This is a genomic window from Caldimonas mangrovi (genome assembly GCF_023721835.1).
In the GTDB taxonomy this organism is placed as follows: domain Bacteria; phylum Pseudomonadota; class Gammaproteobacteria; order Burkholderiales; family Burkholderiaceae_C; genus Caldimonas; species Caldimonas mangrovi.
On sequence record NZ_JAMKFE010000014.1, the window covers coordinates 99,027 to 116,272 of the forward strand.

The 17,246-nt window shown below is 68.4% G+C and carries 17 protein-coding genes; 8 read left to right on the forward strand and 9 right to left on the reverse strand.

Translation table 11 applies throughout. The features are described from left to right. Positions 1 to 154 precede the first annotated feature (154 nt). The 4 genes from dctP (at position 155) to M8A51_RS20125 (ending at position 4,425) form a co-directional block, all read left to right on the forward strand. Positions 155 to 1,204 carry a TRAP transporter substrate-binding protein DctP gene (dctP, locus tag M8A51_RS20110; protein WP_251780320.1) on the forward strand — a complete coding sequence of 350 codons (1,050 nt, stop codon included), beginning with the start codon at positions 155 to 157 and terminating at the stop codon, positions 1,202 to 1,204. 64 nt (positions 1,205 to 1,268) lie between these two features. Next, positions 1,269 to 1,802 carry a TRAP transporter small permease subunit gene (locus tag M8A51_RS20115; protein ID WP_251780321.1) on the forward strand — a complete coding sequence of 178 codons (534 nt, stop codon included), beginning with the start codon at positions 1,269 to 1,271 and terminating at the stop codon, positions 1,800 to 1,802. Further along, positions 1,799 to 3,115: a TRAP transporter large permease gene (locus tag M8A51_RS20120; RefSeq protein ID WP_251780322.1), complete on the forward strand. Its 1,317-nt coding sequence runs from the start codon at positions 1,799 to 1,801 to the stop codon at positions 3,113 to 3,115. The genes M8A51_RS20115 and M8A51_RS20120 overlap by 4 nt, the downstream gene beginning before the upstream one ends. Positions 3,116 to 3,132: 17 nt before the next feature. Further along, the gene (locus M8A51_RS20125; RefSeq protein WP_251780323.1) at positions 3,133 to 4,425 is read left to right on the forward strand and encodes a hydroxymethylglutaryl-CoA reductase, degradative; all 1,293 of its coding nucleotides are present in this window, start codon (positions 3,133 to 3,135) and stop codon (positions 4,423 to 4,425) included. A gap of 18 nt (positions 4,426 to 4,443) precedes the next feature. Here M8A51_RS20125 and M8A51_RS20130 read toward each other — a convergent pair whose 3' ends face one another. The 3 genes from M8A51_RS20130 to M8A51_RS20140 form a co-directional block, all read right to left on the reverse strand. Further along, the gene (locus tag M8A51_RS20130; protein WP_251780324.1) at positions 4,444 to 4,977 is read right to left on the reverse strand and encodes a hypothetical protein; all 534 of its coding nucleotides are present in this window, start codon (positions 4,975 to 4,977) and stop codon (positions 4,444 to 4,446) included. Between the two features lie 62 nt (positions 4,978 to 5,039). Beyond that, positions 5,040 to 5,255 (reverse strand): hypothetical protein, encoded by a 216-nt coding sequence (locus tag M8A51_RS20135; protein ID WP_251780325.1) that lies wholly within the window; start codon positions 5,253 to 5,255, stop codon positions 5,040 to 5,042. 7 nt (positions 5,256 to 5,262) lie between these two features. Further along, positions 5,263 to 6,201 (reverse strand): LysR substrate-binding domain-containing protein, encoded by a 939-nt coding sequence (locus tag M8A51_RS20140; protein ID WP_251780326.1) that lies wholly within the window; start codon positions 6,199 to 6,201, stop codon positions 5,263 to 5,265. Between the two features lie 96 nt (positions 6,202 to 6,297). Between M8A51_RS20140 and M8A51_RS20145 the strand changes: the two genes are divergently transcribed. From M8A51_RS20145 to M8A51_RS20160, 4 genes are all read left to right on the forward strand, one after another. Further along, positions 6,298 to 7,266 carry a Bug family tripartite tricarboxylate transporter substrate binding protein gene (locus M8A51_RS20145; protein WP_251780327.1) on the forward strand — a complete coding sequence of 323 codons (969 nt, stop codon included), beginning with the start codon at positions 6,298 to 6,300 and terminating at the stop codon, positions 7,264 to 7,266. A gap of 33 nt (positions 7,267 to 7,299) precedes the next feature. Further along, complete coding sequence (locus M8A51_RS20150) at positions 7,300 to 8,454, forward strand: ABC transporter substrate-binding protein (RefSeq protein WP_251780328.1); 1,155 nt, start codon at positions 7,300 to 7,302, stop codon at positions 8,452 to 8,454. A gap of 31 nt (positions 8,455 to 8,485) precedes the next feature. Next, positions 8,486 to 9,352: an N-formylglutamate amidohydrolase gene (locus M8A51_RS20155; RefSeq protein WP_251780329.1), complete on the forward strand. Its 867-nt coding sequence runs from the start codon at positions 8,486 to 8,488 to the stop codon at positions 9,350 to 9,352. A 196-nt stretch (positions 9,353 to 9,548) separates the two neighbouring features. Beyond that, the gene (locus M8A51_RS20160; protein ID WP_251780330.1) at positions 9,549 to 10,199 is read left to right on the forward strand and encodes a dihydrofolate reductase family protein; all 651 of its coding nucleotides are present in this window, start codon (positions 9,549 to 9,551) and stop codon (positions 10,197 to 10,199) included. Positions 10,200 to 10,209: 10 nt separating this feature from the next. Here M8A51_RS20160 and M8A51_RS20165 read toward each other — a convergent pair whose 3' ends face one another. The 6 genes from M8A51_RS20165 to M8A51_RS20190 all read right to left on the reverse strand — a co-directional run bounded on the left by M8A51_RS20165 (position 10,210) and on the right by M8A51_RS20190 (position 17,222). After that, complete coding sequence (locus M8A51_RS20165) at positions 10,210 to 10,839, reverse strand: LysE family translocator (RefSeq protein WP_251780331.1); 630 nt, start codon at positions 10,837 to 10,839, stop codon at positions 10,210 to 10,212. Positions 10,840 to 10,872: 33 nt separating this feature from the next. Continuing rightward, a complete protein-coding gene (locus M8A51_RS20170) occupies positions 10,873 to 11,463 on the reverse strand; it encodes a peroxidase-related enzyme (protein ID WP_251780332.1) in 591 nt (196 codons plus the stop codon). Between the two features lie 49 nt (positions 11,464 to 11,512). Next, positions 11,513 to 12,352, reverse strand: coding sequence for a hypothetical protein (locus M8A51_RS20175; RefSeq protein ID WP_251780333.1), 840 nt, complete (start codon positions 12,350 to 12,352; stop codon positions 11,513 to 11,515). An 89-nt stretch (positions 12,353 to 12,441) separates the two neighbouring features. Next, on the reverse strand, positions 12,442 to 13,620 hold the full coding sequence (locus M8A51_RS20180; RefSeq protein WP_251780334.1) for a thiolase family protein: 1,179 nt from the start codon (positions 13,618 to 13,620) through the stop codon (positions 12,442 to 12,444). A 362-nt stretch (positions 13,621 to 13,982) separates the two neighbouring features. Continuing rightward, entirely contained in the window at positions 13,983 to 14,756 is a 774-nt protein-coding gene (locus M8A51_RS20185) for a ferredoxin--NADP reductase (protein WP_251780335.1), read from the reverse strand. A 219-nt stretch (positions 14,757 to 14,975) separates the two neighbouring features. Then, a complete protein-coding gene (locus tag M8A51_RS20190; protein ID WP_251780336.1) occupies positions 14,976 to 17,222 on the reverse strand; it encodes a hybrid sensor histidine kinase/response regulator in 2,247 nt (748 codons plus the stop codon). Positions 17,223 to 17,246 lie beyond the last annotated feature (24 nt).

The window sequence follows — 17,246 nt, forward strand, 5'->3', positions numbered from 1 at the left end:
AGCGGGTGGAAGGCGTCCGGACTATGACACGCACCGGCTGTCGCAGGGCCCGGTACGCGACTGTCCCGGCAAACTGTAACCATATCGATTGGTACAGCTCACCTACAGTGAGTGCGCAGCGGTGCATCCACTGCCACAACACAGGAGACAGACCATGAGCGACAGAACGATCCGGCGTCGCAGCCTCATCAAGACGGCCCTGGCCGGCGCGGCCGTGGCGGGTGTCGCCGCCCCGCGCATCGCCGCCGCCCAGGCGGCCAGCGTGACCTGGCGCATGCAGGCGCTGTGGGACGGCGGCACCACGCCGCAGAAGTTCGAGGAGGCCTTCGTCAAGCGGGTCAGCGAACTGACCGGCGGACGCTTCAAGATCAACCTGTTCGCCGCCGGCCAGATCGTGCCCGCCGCGCAGGCGTTCGACGCGGTGCGCGGCGGCGCCTTCGAGATGATGAAGACCTTCGACGGCTACGAAGCCGGCAAGATCCCTGCGTTCGCGTTCACCAGCACCATCCCGTTCGGCTTCGGCGAGAGCGACGAGTTCGAGGCCTGGTTCTACGAAAAGGGCGGGCTCGAGCTGGCTCGCCAGGCGTACGCGCCGGCCGGCCTTCACTACGTGGCACCCACCGTCTACGGCCAGGAGCCGCTGCACTCCAAGGTGCCGATCCGCAAGCTGAGCGACCTCGCCGGCAAGAAGGGCCGCTTCGTCGGCCTGGCGTCGTCGGTGATGGGCGCGTTCGGCGTCGCGGTGACCCCCCTGCCGACCGGCGAGGTGTATTCGGCGCTGGACAAGGGCGTGATCGACATGGCCGACCGCGGCGACCTGACGGCCAACTTCGAGGCCGGCCTGGCCGAGGTCGCGAAGTACGTGATCCTGCCCGGCTTCCACCAGCCGACCACTGCCACGGCCTACGTCGCCAACCGCGCCGCGCACGACAAGCTGCCCGCCGAGTTCAAGGCGGCGCTGACCATCGCCGCGCGCGAAACGTCAGCGGCGCTGCGCCAGCGCATCCTGGTCAACGACGCGAGCGTGCTCGCCAAGTACCAGGCCAAGGGTTGCGAGATCATCCGCTTCAGCGCCGCCGACCTGGCCGCCGCGCGCCCAAAGGCGATGGAAGCCTGGCGCGCCGCGACCAAGAACGATGCGCTCGCCGGCAAGGTGCTCGACAGCCAGGTCGCCTTCATGAAAGAGCTGGGCCTGCTGGCCTGACGTCCCGCCGGCCGCGTCACGCCTTTCGGCGCCGCACGGCCGGCTCTTGCCGGAGCCCATCGTCGTGCCCGCCTGGCTGCACCTGCCCTCTCGCGCGATCACCCGCTTCAACCACGGCCTGTTCCGGCTCACCGTGTGGCTCATGGCCATCGTGGTGCCGGTGATGCTGTACGAGGTGGTGTGCCGCTACCTGTTCAACGCGCCGACGGTGTGGGCGATGGAGCTGGCGGTGCTGCTGTTCGGCCCCTACTTCCTGCTCGGCGGGCCCTACCTGCTGCACCTGCGCGGCCACGTGGCGCTCGACCTGGCGCATGCGCGCATGAGCCCCGCATGGCGCCGCCGCATGGACCTGCTCAACTACCCCGTCATCATCGTGTTCTGCGCCATCTTGCTGTACTTCAGCCTGCCGTCGGCGCTGAACGCGTGGGCCTATCGCGAGACCAGCTTCTCGGCCTGGAACCCACCCATCTGGCCGGTGAAGGCCGCCGTGCCGCTGGCGCTGCTGTTGATGCTGCTGCAGGCGCTGGTCGAGTGGCTGACGGTGTGGTTCGGCTCCACGGCGCGCCATGACGAGAGCGCCCAGGGAGCGCCGCAATGAGCCCCAACGCCATCCTGCTGCTGATGTTCGGCAGCCTCACCGTCTTCATGCTGACCGGCCTGCCGATCGCCTTCGTGCTCGGCGGTCTGTCGCTGCTGTTCACGGTGACGCTGTGGGAGCCGAACGCCGTCATCGTGCTGGTGCTGCAAATCTTCGACACCATGAAGTCAGAGGCACTGCTGGCCATCCCGCTGTTCATCCTGATGGCCTGCATCCTGCAGCGCTCGGGTGTCATCGAGGCGCTGTACCGCGCGATGGAGCTGTGGTTCGGCCGGCTCAAGGGCGGGCTCGCGATCGGCACGGTGGTGATCTGCGTCGTGATGGCGGCGATGACCGGCGTGGTCGGTGCCGCGGTCACCGCGATGGGCATCCTGGCGCTGCCCGAGATGCTGCGCCGCGGCTACGAGCCTCGGCTGGCCCTGGGCACCATCTGCGCTTCGGGCACGCTGGGCATCCTGATCCCGCCGTCGGTGCTGACCATCGTCTACGCCGTCACCGCGCAGATCTCGATCGGCCAGATGCTGATCGCCGGGCTGGCGCCCGGGCTGCTGCTCGCGACGCTGTACATCGGCTACATCCTCGTGGTCGGCTGGCTGCGCCCCGACTGGGTGCCGCTGGACCAGGACACCCGCCGCGTGCCGTGGCGCGAGAAGCTGCTGGCACTGAAGGCACTGGCCGTGCCCGCGCTGCTGATCGTGCTGATCCTGGGCTCCATCTTCTTCGGTGTCGCAACGCCTACCGAGTCGGCCGCGATCGGTGTGGTGGGTGCGCTGCTGCCGGCGCTGAGCAGCCGCAAGCTGCGCCTGTCCATGCTGCGCGAGGCCGGCACCGACGCGCTCAAGGCCACGTCGATGATCCTGTGGATCACGCTCGGTGCGAAGGCCTATGTGGCCATCTTCACCGGCCTGGGCGGCGCCGACACGCTGCTGGAAATCATCAAGAGCCTGGACGTCAACCGCTGGCTGATCCTGGGCGCGATGATGCTGCTGCTGGTGTTCCTCGGCACCGTGCTCGACGAGCTCGGCATCATCTTGCTCACCGTGCCGGTGTTCCTGCCCATCGTGCGGCTGCTCGGCTTCGACGAGCTGTGGTTCGGCGTGCTGTATGCGCTGACGATCCAGATGGGCTACATCAGCCCGCCGTTCGGCTACACGCTGTTCTACGTGAAGGCCACGCTGCCCAAGCACATCGGCATGGGTGCGGTCTATCGCGGCATCGTGCCCTTCTTCCTGCTGCAGATCGTCGGCCTGCTGATCTGCGCCGCTTTCCCCGACCTGGTCACTTTTCTGCCGCGAATGATGACCAGCCGCTGACATCGACGAGACCCTCCATGGACGCCACACCGAAGAGCAGCCGGATCGCCGGCTTTCACAAACTCGACATCGCCGGGCGCATCGACAGCGTGGCGCGTTTCGCGCAGCTGGACGCCGCCGAAAAGGCGCACCTGGCCGACACCGGCAACCTGCCGCCCGAGCTGGCCGACCACATGATCGAGAACGTGGTCGGCACGCTGAACATCCCCGTCGGCATCGCCACCAACCTGCGCATCGACGGCTGCGACCGCCTGGTGCCGATGGCCACCGAAGAATCGTCGGTGGTGGCCGCGGTGTGCAATGCGGCCCGGCAGTGCTACGACAGCGGCGGCTTCACCACGTCGATGTCGGGCATGCTGATGATCGCGCAGGTGCAACTGACCGGCGTGAGCGACCCGCAGCACGCGCGGCTGCGCATCCTCGAGCGCGAAGCCGAGATCCGCGAGCTGTGCAACGCCTGCGACCCGGTGCTGGTGCGCCTGGGCGGGGGCTTTCGTGAACTGGAGGTGCGGGTGATCGACACGATCGCCGGCCCCATGGTGATCGTGCACCTGATCGTCGACACGCGCGACGCGATGGGAGCCAATGCCGTCAACACGATGGCCGAGCGGCTGGCCCCTCATCTGGCGCAGTGGACCGGCGCCACCAGCCGGCTGCGCATCCTGTCCAACCTGGCCGACCGGCGCGTGGCGCGTGCGCGCTGCACCTGGAAGCTGGCCGACATCGGCGGCGAGAGCGTGCGCGACGGCATGCTCGCCGCCTACCACTTCGCCGAAGCCGACCCCTACCGCGCGGCCACCCACAACAAGGGCATCATGAACGGCATCAGCGCGGTGGTGCTGGCCACCGGCAACGACACCCGGGCCGTGGAAGCCGGCGCCCACGCCTATGCGGCGCGCAAGGGCCGCTACGGCAGCCTCAGCACCTGGGAAGCGTCGGCCGACGGCGACCTGGTGGGTGTGCTCGAGATGCCGATGGCCGTGGGCCTGATCGGGGGCGCCACACGCGTGCACCCCACCGCGCGCCTGGCGCTGAAGATCCTCGGCGTCGACACCGCCGAGCAACTGGCCCGCGTCATCGTCGCCGTGGGCCTGGCGCAGAACTTCTCGGCGATGAAGGCACTCGCGACCTCCGGCATCCAGAAGGGCCACATGGCCCTGCATGCGCAGAACATCGCGATGATGGCCGGCGCGACCGGGCCCGAGGTCGACCTGCTGGCCCGCGTGCTGGTGGCCAAGGGCAGCGTGCGCATGGACACGGCCGAAGCAGAACTGGCCGCGCTGCGGGCCGCCACAGCCGGTGGCACATGACAGCGCGCAGCGGGCGCGTCACTCGGCCCTGGTGCTCGGCATGAAGGTCTGCCGCATCCCTTCGAAGCTGCCGTAGCTGTCCGATGGCGTCGAGGACCACCACGGTGTGATGCCGCGCTGCGGCGCCTCGGCGGCGGCCACCTGCACCTGCAGCGTGTCGGCCAGCACCTGGCACATGCGCCAGCCGCCCGCGTGTTCGAGGATGCGGCAGGCATGGATCTCGACGCCGCGCGCGCCGCCCCCGTGCGTGAAGTAAGGCTGCAACGGCCGGAACCGCGGTGCCGTCAGGTCGGACAGGTCGGCCAGGTCGCTCAGCGACACGATGCCGATGCCGCGCGGCGTGGGGCGGGTCGCCTCCCACCCATGCGCATTGACGAGCATCGTGTAGATGGTGCGCTCCGTCTGCACCGCCGAGATGATGCGCTCGACGATCATCGAGATCGAGTCGTCTCGCCCCAGCAGCACGTGGCGGACGTCGGTGGCATGGGCGTGGCGGTCCCAGGTCATGCCCCGGTCGTGGCCGATGTCGTAAGCGTGCACGTAGACGATCACGGTCCTCTCCCGTTCGGAATGGCCCAGGGTAGGCTCATGCCCGGCCGATGCACATCCTTCATCTAGGGGAACCAGATGCGCCACAACCCGACGATCACGTGCCCCCAGACCAGCACGTTGAATCCCAGCAGCGCGAACGAGCGGGCGAAGCCCCACAGGCTGCTCGCCCGCCGCGCATGCAGGTCGCTGCCCGTCAGCGCATAGAGCAGCATGAAGAGCGCCGACGGAACGAGGGTCCCGACGATGAGCAGACCCATCACCCAGTAGAAATATGTCATGCCGCGATTATTGGGGTGATGGGGCTTGCTTGACCAGCGGTGGCTCGCCTTCGACGGCGGCCTGCATCAGCCAGCGCCTGAAGGCCAGCAGCGGCTCGATCGACGAGCGGTTCTCGGGGTAGCACAGGTAGTAGCCTGCTTCGGCCTCGTAAACCCCCGCGGCGCCGCGCAACGGCATCACCACTTCGGCACGGGCCAGTTCGTCCTCGACCAGGCATCGCGGCACCAGGCCGAGGCCCATCCCCGCTGCCACCGCGCGCACGATCGCGGCGTACTGGTCCAGCTGGATGCCGCCGTGCGGGTTGATGCCGCCGACCCCTTGCCGTTCGCACCAGTGGGACCACGCCGAGGGCACCGTCACGTGGTGCAGCAGCCGGTGGTTCACCACGTCGGCCGGCCGCTTCAGCGCGGGCCGGCCCCGGCCGGCCGGCGGCGCGATCAGCACCATGCGCCGGCCGATCACGTATTCGCAGACGGCGCCTTCCCACGGCCCTTCGCCGTAGCGGACAGCACAGTCCAGGTCGGCGCGATGGAAGTCGTAGCCCTGCACATACGGCACGAACTGCAGCATCACCTTGGGGTGCGCCGCCTGGAAGGCCGGCAGCCGCGGGATCAGCCACTTGGCGGCGAAGGTCGGCAGCGCCGACAGGTGCAGCACGCCGCCATCATGCGGGCTGCTCATGAGATCGAGCGTCGCCGCTTCGAGCTGCAACAGCAGCGGCTGCACCGCCAGCAAGTAACGCTGCCCGGCCGGCGTCAGCTGCAGCCGGCGGCGCACGCGGGCGAACAGCGTCACGCCAAGCCAATCCTCGAGCTCCAGCACCTGTCGGCTGACCGCCCCTTGCGTCAGATGCAGGGCGTCCGCCGCTGCGGAAACCGTCTTCAGCTGGGCCGTCGTGACAAACGCACGCAACAGGTGCATCGGGGGCAGGAGTCTGCGGTTCATTCCAAATGCAAATGATCTCTTGCTGAAGTTTCGATTGTCGCCGCACCGGGTGCCCCGCCAAGATGCGCCTGACCAACGGATGAGGAGAGCTTCATGATGAACCGCAGACAATTCACCACCGCGCTGTCGTCCACGCTGATCGCGCCGGCATGGGCCGCCAGCAGCACCGACGGCAAGCCGCTGCGCCTGGTCGTGCCGTTCGCGCCGGGCGGGGCCACCGACATCACCGCGCGTGCGGTCGGCGACCAGCTCTCGAAAGAGCTGAGCCAGCCGGTGATCGTCGAGAACAAGGCCGGCGCCGGCGGTTCGATCGGCATGCAGGAAGTGGCGCGCTCCGAGCCCGACGGCCTGACACTGGGCGTGGCCACGCTGTCGACGCACGGTGTCAACCCGGCGGTCTACAAGAAGCTGGGCTACGACCCGGTCGCAAGCTTCGCCCCGGTGGCCGAACTGGTGAAGGCGCCCGGTGTGCTGATCGTCAACGCGGGCCTCGGCGTGCGCGACATGGCCGCCTTCCTGAAGCTGCTGAAGTCGCAGCCGGGCAAGCTGATGTACGCGTCGCCCGGCAACGGCACGATCGGCCACATGTGGGCCGAGCTGTTCAAGCGCTCGACGCAGACCTTCATGCTGCACGTGCCCTACCGCGGCGCGGCGCCGGCCCTCAACGACGTGCTGGCCGGCCAGGTGCACGCCTATTTCGACCAGGTGGCCTCGGCGCTGCCGCACATCCAATCCGGCAAGGTGAAGGCGCTGGCGGTGTCCTGGCCCACGCGGCTGGAGGTGCTGCCCGACGTGCCGACCTTCGCCGAGGTCGGCCTGCCCAACAACAACCTGCCGTCGTGGTTCGGTCTGGTCGCACCGGCCGGCACACCGGCCGCTGAGGTGAAGCGCCTGCATCAGGCCGTCGGCAGCGCCCTGAAGGCGCCCGGCATAAGCGAACGCCTGGCGAAGCTGGGGCTGTACCCATCGCCGCTGCGCTCGCCTGCCGAGTTCGGCACGCAGATCCGCCAGGAGATCGAGCGCATGCAGCAGGTGGCCCAGTTCGCCAAGATCCAGCTCGACTGAGCCCCCCTAAGCACTGCAAGAGGAGACACGAGCATGAAGTCTGTGCTCTGGTTCCATCGCGTCGCCTGCGCGCTCGGCGTCGCGGCACTGTCGTCGGCGGCCGCGCAGCCCAGCCCCGGCGTGACGCCCCACGAGGTCCTGCTCGGCCAGTCGGCCTCGTTTTCGGGCAGCTTCGCGTCGCAGGCCGCCTCGTACCGCGACGGCGCGCTCGCTTACTTCGCAGCCGTCAACGCGCGCGGCGGCGTGCACGGCCGGCGCATCCGGCTGATCTCGCTGGACGACGGCTACGTCGCCGAGCGCGCAGTCGAGAACACGCGCCGGTTGATCGAGCGCGACCGGGTGTTCGCGCTGTTCAACCCGACCTGGACCAACACCGTGAAGGCCAGCCTGCCGCTCGCCGAAGCAGCCGGCGTGCCGCTGTTCGCCCCGTACACCGGCTACGAGGAGCTCTATGCACGCTCTTCGCCGCAGGTCTTCACGACGCGCGCGAGCTTCGCCGACGAACTGGCCCAGATCGTCCGGCACCTGCACACGATCGGGCTCACGCGCATGGGCCTGGTGCACTACGACAGCCCGCCCGGTCGGGAGCTGCTGGACGACACGCGGCAACGTGCCGAAGCGCTGCAGATGAAGCTGGTCGCGACCGGCACGATGAAGGCCGGCTCGCGCGATGCCGCGGCCGCCGTCGACGCACTGAAACGCACCGACGACCTGCAGGCACTGATCATCGGCGTCTCGGGCAGCGACGCCGTCGCCTTCATCCGCGCGTTCGACCGCGTCCGCAAGGGCCGCACCGCGTACTACGCGCGCAGCCTGATCGGCATCCAGCACCTGGTGAGCGAGCTCGGAGCGCAGGCCCAGGGGCTGTCGGTCAGCCAGACGGCACCGAACCCGCACAAGAACCGCACGCCGGTGGCCGTGGAGTACCGCGCGCTGCTGCAGCACTACAACCCGGCGCTCCAGCCCGACTACATCGGCCTCGAAGGCCTGGTCTCGGCGAAGGTGTTCGTCGAAGCACTGCGCCGCACCGGCCCGCGACCCACTCGGGAGGCGCTGCGGCACAGCCTGGAGCGCATGAACGCCTACGACGCGGGCGGCTACACCGTCGGCTTCTCGCCGCAACAGCATCACGGCTCCCGCTACGTCGACATCGTGATGATCGGCGCGGGCGGCCGCATCGTCGACTGATGCCGCCGGGCATCGCTTTCCTCCCCTGCACATGACCCTCTCCGATATCGCTTCCTTCTGGGACCGCCATCCCGCCTGCACGCTGCACCCGGGGCGGACCGCCCTGGTGCTCGACTCGCCGCACAGCGGCACGCTCTATCCGGCCGATTTCCGCTTCGCCTGCCCGGCGCAGGCGCTGCGCATGGCCGAAGACACCGACGTCGACACCCTCTGGGGCTTCGCGCCCTCGATGGGCGCGGCGCTGTTGCTGGCCCATTTCCCGCGCAGCTACATCGACGTCAACCGCGCGCTGGACGAGCTCGACGCGTCCATGCTGACCGGCACGTGGCCCCTGCCGCTGGCCCGCAGCACCAAGGTGCGCCTCGGCAAGGGCCTGATCTGGCGACAACTGGACGACGGCACGCCGATCTACGACCGGGGGCTGTCGGTGGCCGAAGCGCAGATGCGCATCGACCGCTGCTGGCAGCCCTACCATCGTCTGCTGGACGAGGCGATTGCCGAGGCCCGCAGCCGGCATCCAATGGTCATCCACATCGACTGCCACTCGATGCCTTCGGTCGCACAGGCCTATTCCACGGAGCACCCCTATGAGGCCCACCCGGACTTCGTCCTCGGTGACCGCGACGGCACCACCGCCGCTCCGCAGCTGACCCGGTGGATCGAGCGCTTCCTGAACAGCCGTGGCTACACCGTCGGCGTGAACCATCCTTACAAGGGTGTCGAAATCGTGCGACGTCACGGCCGCCCGAGCGAGGGCTGCCATTCCATCCAGCTCGAGATCAACAAGAGGCTCTACATGAACGAAACCACACTCGAGCGGCGCGCCGAGTTCGACCGTGTGCAGGCCGCGTTGCGTGAATTGCTCGAGCAGCTGACGGCGACGAAGCACAACTTTTGAAGCAGCCTTCGCGGAACGCCGCGGGCGCGGCTGCCGCCCGCATGACCGTGGTTGGGCAGAGGCCGGCGTTCCGCCCTTTTCTTCTGGGCAGCTGTCGAATCGGGGCACACCCGATCGTCGTGGTGAATGACCGCCTGGTCTTTCCTTCATCATCCCGGCCTGCGGCTTCGTCCGAGGCCCCCTGCAGGAGCATCCCATGTCCAGACTGCGCATCGCCTGTTTCGCCATTTCCGTCGACGGCTACGGCGCCGGCCCCCGCCAAAGCCTCGAGCAGCCGCTCGGCGAGAACGGCGAAGAACTGCACCCGTGGGCCATCGCGACCCGCCACTTCCAGCAGATGCACGGCAGCGGCACCGGCGGCAGCACCGGCGTCGACAACCGTTACGTGGAACGCGGCTTCGACAACGTCGGCGCCTGGATCCTCGGTCGCAACATGTTCGGGCCCGTGCGCGGCCCGTGGCCCGACGACCACTGGCGCGGCTGGTGGGGCGACGAGCCGCCCTATCACACCCCGGTGTTCGTGCTGACGCACCATGCGCGGCCGCCGCTGGAAATGAAGGGTGGCACGGTCTTCCACTTCGTGACCGACGGCATCGAGGCCGCACTGGCCCGCGCGAAACAGGCGGCCGGCAGCCGCGATGTGCGCCTCGGCGGCGGCGTCGCGACGCTGCGGCAATACCTGGCAGCCCGGCTGGTCGACGAGGCCCACCTGGCGATCGCGCCGGTGCTGCTCGGCACCGGCGAGCCGCTGTTCGCCGGGCTGGACCTGCGCACGCTGGGCTACGCCTGCACCGAGCACGTCGCCGGCGAGAAGGCAACCCACGTGGTCTTCACGCGGCAGCCGTGACGCCGGTTCGTCAGCGCACCGACGACACCAGCTTCAGCCCCAGCCCGACCATCACGCCGCCGGCAATGCGGTCGGCCCAGCGTTTGCAGCGCAGGTAGGCGCGCCGCGGGCCTTCGGCCGACAGGCCGAGCGCGACCAGGGCATACCAACCGGTTTCGATCAGCAGCACCAGCGCCAGCACGGCAGCGCCGAACTGCAGCGTGACGGCCGGCGGCAGGAAGGCGGCAAACACGCTGGCGTAGACGATCGCCGTCTTCGGGTTGCTGACCTGCGTGGCAAGGCCGAGTGCGAAGGCACGCAGGCGGCCTGCGGCGGCTCGGCCGGCACCGGCTGCATCGACCGCAAGGGGCTGCGCCGCGCCGCGCCAGATGCGCACGCCCAGGTAGGCGAGGTACAGGCCACCGGCCACCTTCAACACGACGTACAGCGACGGCACGGCGAGCAACACGCCCTGCAGCCCGACCAGTGCGGCAATGGCGAACAGGAAGCCGCCGACGCCCATGCCGACGGCGGCGGCCAGAGCCTGCGCGCGGGATGCCGCCACCGCGGTGCGCGCGATCATCACGAAGCTGGGCCCAGGGCTGACCACACCGACCGCGAGGGCGCCGGCGATGCCCAGCAGGGCGAGCAGGTCGTTCATCTCATCATCTCCTGTAGGGGGTGGCAGTAGGTGTCATGCCGGCTTCTTCTCGCGCGGCAGGCGCCCCATCAGATAGAACTCGTCGTTGGGTCGCAGGTTGATCAGGTTGGCCATGCGGTTGCTGAGACCGAACAACGCGGTGATGGCGCCGATGTCCCAGATGTCCTCGTCGCCGAAGCCGTGCGCACGCAGCACGTCGAGGTCAGCGTCGTTCACCTGCGCCGAATCCTTGCAGACCTTGAGCGCGAAGTCGAGCATCGCCTTCTGGCGCGGCGTGATGTCGGCCTTCAGGGGGTTGGTCGCCAGCTGGTCGGCCAACTGCGGGCGCTTCTCGTAGACGCGCAGGATGGCGCCGTGCGCGACCACGCAGTACAGGCAGCGGTTGGCTCCGGACGTGGCGACGATGATCATTTCCCGCTCGCCCTTGCTCAGGCCGCCTTCCTTCAGCAGCAGGGCATCGTGATAGGCGAAGAAGGCTCGCGCCTCGTCGGGCCGGTGCGCCAGTGCGAGGAAGACGTTGGGCACGAAGCCGGCTTTCTCCTGCACCTCGAGGATGCGCCGGCGGATGTCGTCGGGCAGGTCGGTGAGTGCGGGGACGGGATAGCGGCTGATCGGCGGGTTCATGGCGGCTCGGGCAAACGGCGTTGCCGTCCAGCATAGCGGCAAGCGGACGCTACCAGAAGAACCCGGCGCGGCGCGCCACCACGACAAGGCCGTCGACCGGCAGCTTCGGCGTCCCGCCCGAGATCAGGAACTGCCGCCGCCCCGAGACGGTCGCGGAGGTTTCTCTCAGCAGCACGCGCTCGTTGCATTGAGGCCCGCCACTGGAACTCTGGCAGACGTCGATCTGCACGGTCTTGGCATCCACCATGCTCCAGATCCAGTCGACCATCGCGATATGGCCGTTCCATACCAGGAAGTCGAGCGCCTTCACCTCGCTGGCCTTGTTCACTTTCCCCTGGCAGTGCCACATCGGCCACTGCGCGGGCTCGGCGCCCTTGTACTCGTCCCACTCGTGGTTGTAGAGCAGGTAGTTGGCGACGTAGCCGACGCAGTCGATACCGAAGAAGCGGTCGGCGATCATCTGCTGGATCGCGGCGCTGTCGCTGCGGCCCTTGAAGTACAGGTCGTAGACGTTGCCGGTCTTCAGCACCACCTTCTCGGCCGGTTTCTTCTTGTCGCGCCGCCCGCAGACTTCGACGTCCAGCTTCTTGAGCTGCTCCTTGTTGCGGCACATGAAGTTCCAGATCGCGACGAAGGCGTCGCCCGAGCCCTGACCCTTGAGCGCCAGGTCGACCGCCTTGCCGCCGACCAGCGAGTTCATCGTGGGGCCGGTGCCGCCGTCCTTCATCCAGCGCAGCTTGCCGAACAGGCTGGTGGCGCTGTCGTTGCCGCCGTTGCTGGCGGTCTTGCTGAGGTAGGCGTTGAGCGGTATGCGGCCGGCGGCGGCGTTCAGCCCCGGGTGGCAGAGGTGGTCGACAAAGTGGAAAGGCAGCGCAAACGCTTCAGCCATGATCGTCTCCCCCAACCGCAGCAGCGGCACAGCCCGGTTGTGCGATTTTCGGGCCGCTGGGTCAATGGCTCGAAGGGGGGAATAACCCGCTATCCCAGCCGTTCGATCACCGTCGCGGTGGCCATGCCATGGCCGATACACATGACCTGCAGGCCCAGCGTGCCGCCGGTCGCCTTCAGTCCGCTGAGCATCTTCGCCATCAGAGCGCCGCCGGTGGCGCCGAGCGGGTGGCCATGCGCGATGGCGCCGCCCCACGGGTTGAGCTTGGCCGGGTCGGGCGCGAACTCGCGGGCCCAGGCCAGCGCGACGCTCGCGAAGGCTTCGTTGACCTCGATCCAGTCGAGGTCGCGCACCGAAATGCCGGCACGCTTGAGCGCCTCGTGTGTCGCCGGGATCACCCCGGTGAGCTGCATCACCGGGTCGGAGCCGCAGGCGACGCGCGCCCGGAAGCGCGCCTGGGGACGCAGGCCGTCGGCCACCGCCGCGTCGCGATCCGCCACCAGCACCGCCGAGGCGCCATCGGAGATCTGACTGGCATTGGCGGCCGTCACGACACCTTCACCCGGCGCACGGAACACCGGGTTCATGCTCGCCATGCGAGCTTCGTCGACGACCGCACGGATGCCTTCGTCGCGCGTCACCCGGACCGGCTGGCCCTCGGCGTCGACCCCAGGCGTCACGACGATCTCGCGGTGGATGTCCGCCTGGGCCGCCTGCTGCGCGCGCCGGTGGCTTTCCTTCGCGAACGCGTCGCACTCGGCACGCGACAGCTTCCAGTGCTCGGCGACGCGCTCGGCGCTCTCAACCTGATGTACCAGCGGATAGCGCTGCAGCAGGTCGGGGTTGAGCGCCTCGAAGCCGCGGAATTCGGCCTGTCCCAGCGTCACGTCGAGGAACATCGGCACCCGGCTCATGCTCTCGACGCCACCGGCAATGACGTACTTCGCATCGCCCGCCGCCACCGCCTGGGCCGCGAAGTGCACTGCCTGCTGGCTGGAGCCGCACATGCGGTTCAGCGAGACCCCGGCCACCCGCGTCGGCAACCCCGACAGCAGCACCGCCAGCCGCCCGACATTGGCACCCTGCTCGCCCGCCTGGCTGACGCAACCCGCAATCAAGTCGTCCAGCTGCTCCTCGGCAACGCCGGTGCGCTCGACCAGCGCACGCACGGCAAAGGCCAGCAGGCAGTCGGGACGGGAGTTCCGCAATACGCCATTGCGCTTGCCGAACGGCGTGCGGATGGCATCGATGATGACGGCTTCAGACATGACAACGGGCTCCTTCAGAGCCCGATCATCTTAGTTCGTCGCCACGACGCTGCGCCACCGGCCCCACCCGCGCTGCATTCGTCGAGTGCCACCATGGATCCGGCTCCGCCGTCCACCGGTAGGCCTTGGCAGCCCACGCTGCATTCGTCGAGTGCTGCCGTGGATCCGGCTCCGCCGTCCACCGGTAGGCCTTGGCAGCCCACGCTGCATTCGTCGAGTGCTCCCGTGGATCCAGCTCCGCCGTCCACCGGTAGGCCTTGGCAGCCCACGCTGCATTCGTCGAGTGCTGCCGTGGATCCGGCTCCGCCGGTCCACCGGCAGCGCCCCCTTGAGGGGGCCGGCGCAGCCGGTAGGGGGTGGACCTATTGATCTGCGAAAGCGCGTTCGATGACGTAATCGCCCGGCTTCGACGTGTTGCCCTCATGGAAGCCGCGCGCGTCGAGCAGGTGCTTCAGGTCCTTCAGCATGTGCGGGCTGCCGCAGATCATCACGCGGTCGTGCTCGCGGTCCAGCTGCGGCAGGTGCAGGTCGCTGCACAGCTTGCCGGACTCGATCAGCGTCGTGATGCGGCCGCGGTTGACGTACGGCTCGCGCGTGACGGTCGGGTAGTACATCAACTTGCCGGCGGCCAGCTCACCGAGGAACTCGTGCTCGGGCAGGTCCTTGGTGATCAGGTCCTGGTACGCCAGCTCGGAGACTTCGCGCGTGCCGTGCACCAGCACCACCTTCTCGTAGCGCTCATACGTTTCCGGGTCGCGGATGATGCTGAGGAAGGGAGCCAGCCCGGTGCCGGTGGACAGCAGGTACAGGCGCTTGCCGGGCAACAGGTAGTCGAGCAGCAGCGTGCCGGTGGGCTTGCGGCCGACCAGGAGGGTGTCGCCCTCCTTCAGGTGCTGCAGCCGCGAAGTCAGCGGGCCGTCGGGCACCTTGATGCTGAAGAACTCGAGGTGCTCTTCATAGTTGGGACTGGCGACGCTGTAGGCCCGCAGCAGCGGCTTGCCGTCGACCTTCAGGCCGATCATTGTGAAGTGCCCGTTCTGGAAACGGAAAGCCTGGTCACGGGTGGTGGTGAAGCTGAACAGGCGGTCGGTCCAGTGACGCACGCTCAGCACGCGTTCTTCGTTGAAGGCACTCATGGCAGATGACGACAGGGTGGAAGTGGCAGCGAAGGCCGGAGCCCCGTGCTCCGGCAGATGCACCGGGGTTAACCCGGTGCACAGCCGCGATGATACAGACACAATGGGAATGAATCACCCCTATCGAAATAGCCCAAAAGCATAAAGAGCCTCTCCTTTGACGTCGGCAGACGCCCGGCGCGACGCCAGCGGGCCCTGCGGCGACCCTCTGTTGCCGGCTCAGCCGGCCAGACGCAGGTTGCGCGTCGTGGTGCCGCGCGAGGGATCGCGCGCCAGCGGGGTCAGGGCCTGGGCCAGCCGCTCCAGCCGCACCGGCTTTTCCAGCACCTGCAGCCCCTTGTCGCGGGCATCGGCCAGACGCTTGTCGGCGGCATCACCGGTCAGCACCAGTGTCAGCGCCTGCGGTTGGCTCTGCCGAACGCGCTCCAGCACGTCGAGCCCGCTGTGCGTGGGCAGGCGGTAGTCGGCCAGCACGGCATTCCATGTCTGCAGCGTGTCGTCGATCAGCTGGAAGGCTTCTTCTGCGCTACCGACCACCGAGACGTGCAGGCCCCACGAACGCAGCAGGTCGGCGGTGCTCTCGGCCACCAGCAGGTCGTCTTCGACCAGCAGTGCGCGGCCTTCGAAGTGCAGGCTGTCCAGATCGGGAGCGCGGCGCTCGAGCCGGTGTGCGCGCGGCACCGACATGCTGACGGTGGTGCCGACGCCCGGCTCCGAGTAGAGCTGCACCGGGTGCTGCAGCAACATGCTCATGCGCTTGACGATCGCGAGCCCCAGACCCAGCCCCAGGGACGGGTTGCGCTGCGGATTGCCGAGCTGGCGGAATTCCTCGAATACCTCTTCCTGCTTGTCGGCGGGAATGCCGGCCCCGGAATCGGCCACCACGATGTCGATGTGATCGACGCAGTCCCGGCAGCTGACCTTCACCCAGCCGCCGGCCTCGGTGTACTTGACGGCATTGCTGACCAGGTTGCGCGCCATGCGACCGAGCAGCACCGGGTCGCTACGGACCGCGGCGTGGAAGGGCTCCACGCTCAGGTGCACGCCCTTCTGGCGCGCGGCCGCCGAGAATTCGTCGGCAATGGATTGCAACAGCGATTCGAGCCCGAAGTCCGAGACGTTGGGCTTGATCAGCCCGGCATCGAGCTGCGAGACGTCGAGCAGCGCGTTCAGCAGCTCGGCCAGGCTGCCGACCGAGCGCCGCAGGCGCTCGATGGTGGTGGCGTCGGGGCCCTGGCCGTGGCGCGCGGCGAGCAGCGCGATGTTGAGGTTCATCGCCTGCAGCGGCTGGCGCAGGTCATGGCTGGCGGCCGCCAGGAAGTGGGTTTTCGACAGGCTGGCCTTGAGCGCCTCGTCGCGCGAGCGGCGCATCTCTTCGTTCGCGGCCGCCAGTTCCTGCTGCCGCGTGTGCAGGTTCTCGGCCATGCTGTCGAGCGTGGTGCCAAGCAGGCTGAATTCGACGTCCTCGACCTTTGCCAGGCCGGTCCGGGCGGTCAGATCGCCTTCGCTCCAGCGGCCGGCAGTGGCGGTCAGCATCGACAGCGGGCGGTACAGCTTGCTGCGTGCGACGAACCAGGCGAGGAACAGCCCGAGCCCGACCGCGGCCAGCAGCGTGACAGCGTCGCGCAGCGCGGCCCGACGCAGCGGCGCCATCACCGCATCGCGAGGCATGGACAACGCGACCGACAACCCGCGGGGGCCGGCGTCGAGCGGCACATAGCCCACGATGCGCTCTTCTCCACTGCTGTCGACCCACGAAGCCGCGCCGGGCTGGTGGCGTTCGAGCAGCAGGCTGCGCAGCTGCGGATTGACCGGCTTGCTGACGCCGTCGCGCTCGGGCAATTCGATGAGCGCGGTCCCCCTGCGGTCGGTCACTGTCAGGCGAGCCCCAGCAGGCAGCGGATTCTCGGCGAGGATGTCAGCGACCCTTCGCAGCAGAAGCGAAACGATCAGCACGCCCTCGGGCTGCTGCGTATCAGGATCGAGCATGGGGTAGGCGTAGTGCAGCACCGCATCTCCGGGCACGCGCGCAAACGCGTGCTCGCCGACGACGAAATCACCCGTCTCCAGCGCCTGCTTGAAGTAGGTTCGGTCGGCGATGTTGATGGGTCGGCCACGCAAGAAGGGCTGCCCGACGCAGTAGACGTTCCCCTTCAGGTCGGCTGCCCCCAGCATGAAAGTGGGCACGCCGCCAAACTGCTGCGCCAGATCGTCGATGTATGCGTTGCAGCGCTCAACGTCGCTGGGCTGTACAGCCCCGGACGCGTTGACCGCCATCAGCAGCTCGCGGTAGCCCGACGTCAGCTGCTCCAGCTGGCCGGCCACCAGGGAAGCCCGGCTCTGCACCTCGCGCAGCGCGGCGTCCTCCTGCTGGGAGATCCGCTCGATGCGGTCGACGACCTGGATGCCCACGGCGGGCGCCAGTGTCACCACGATGAGAACCACCAGGCGGGTGCGCAGTTTCATGTGCATGTGCAGAAATGCTCATCG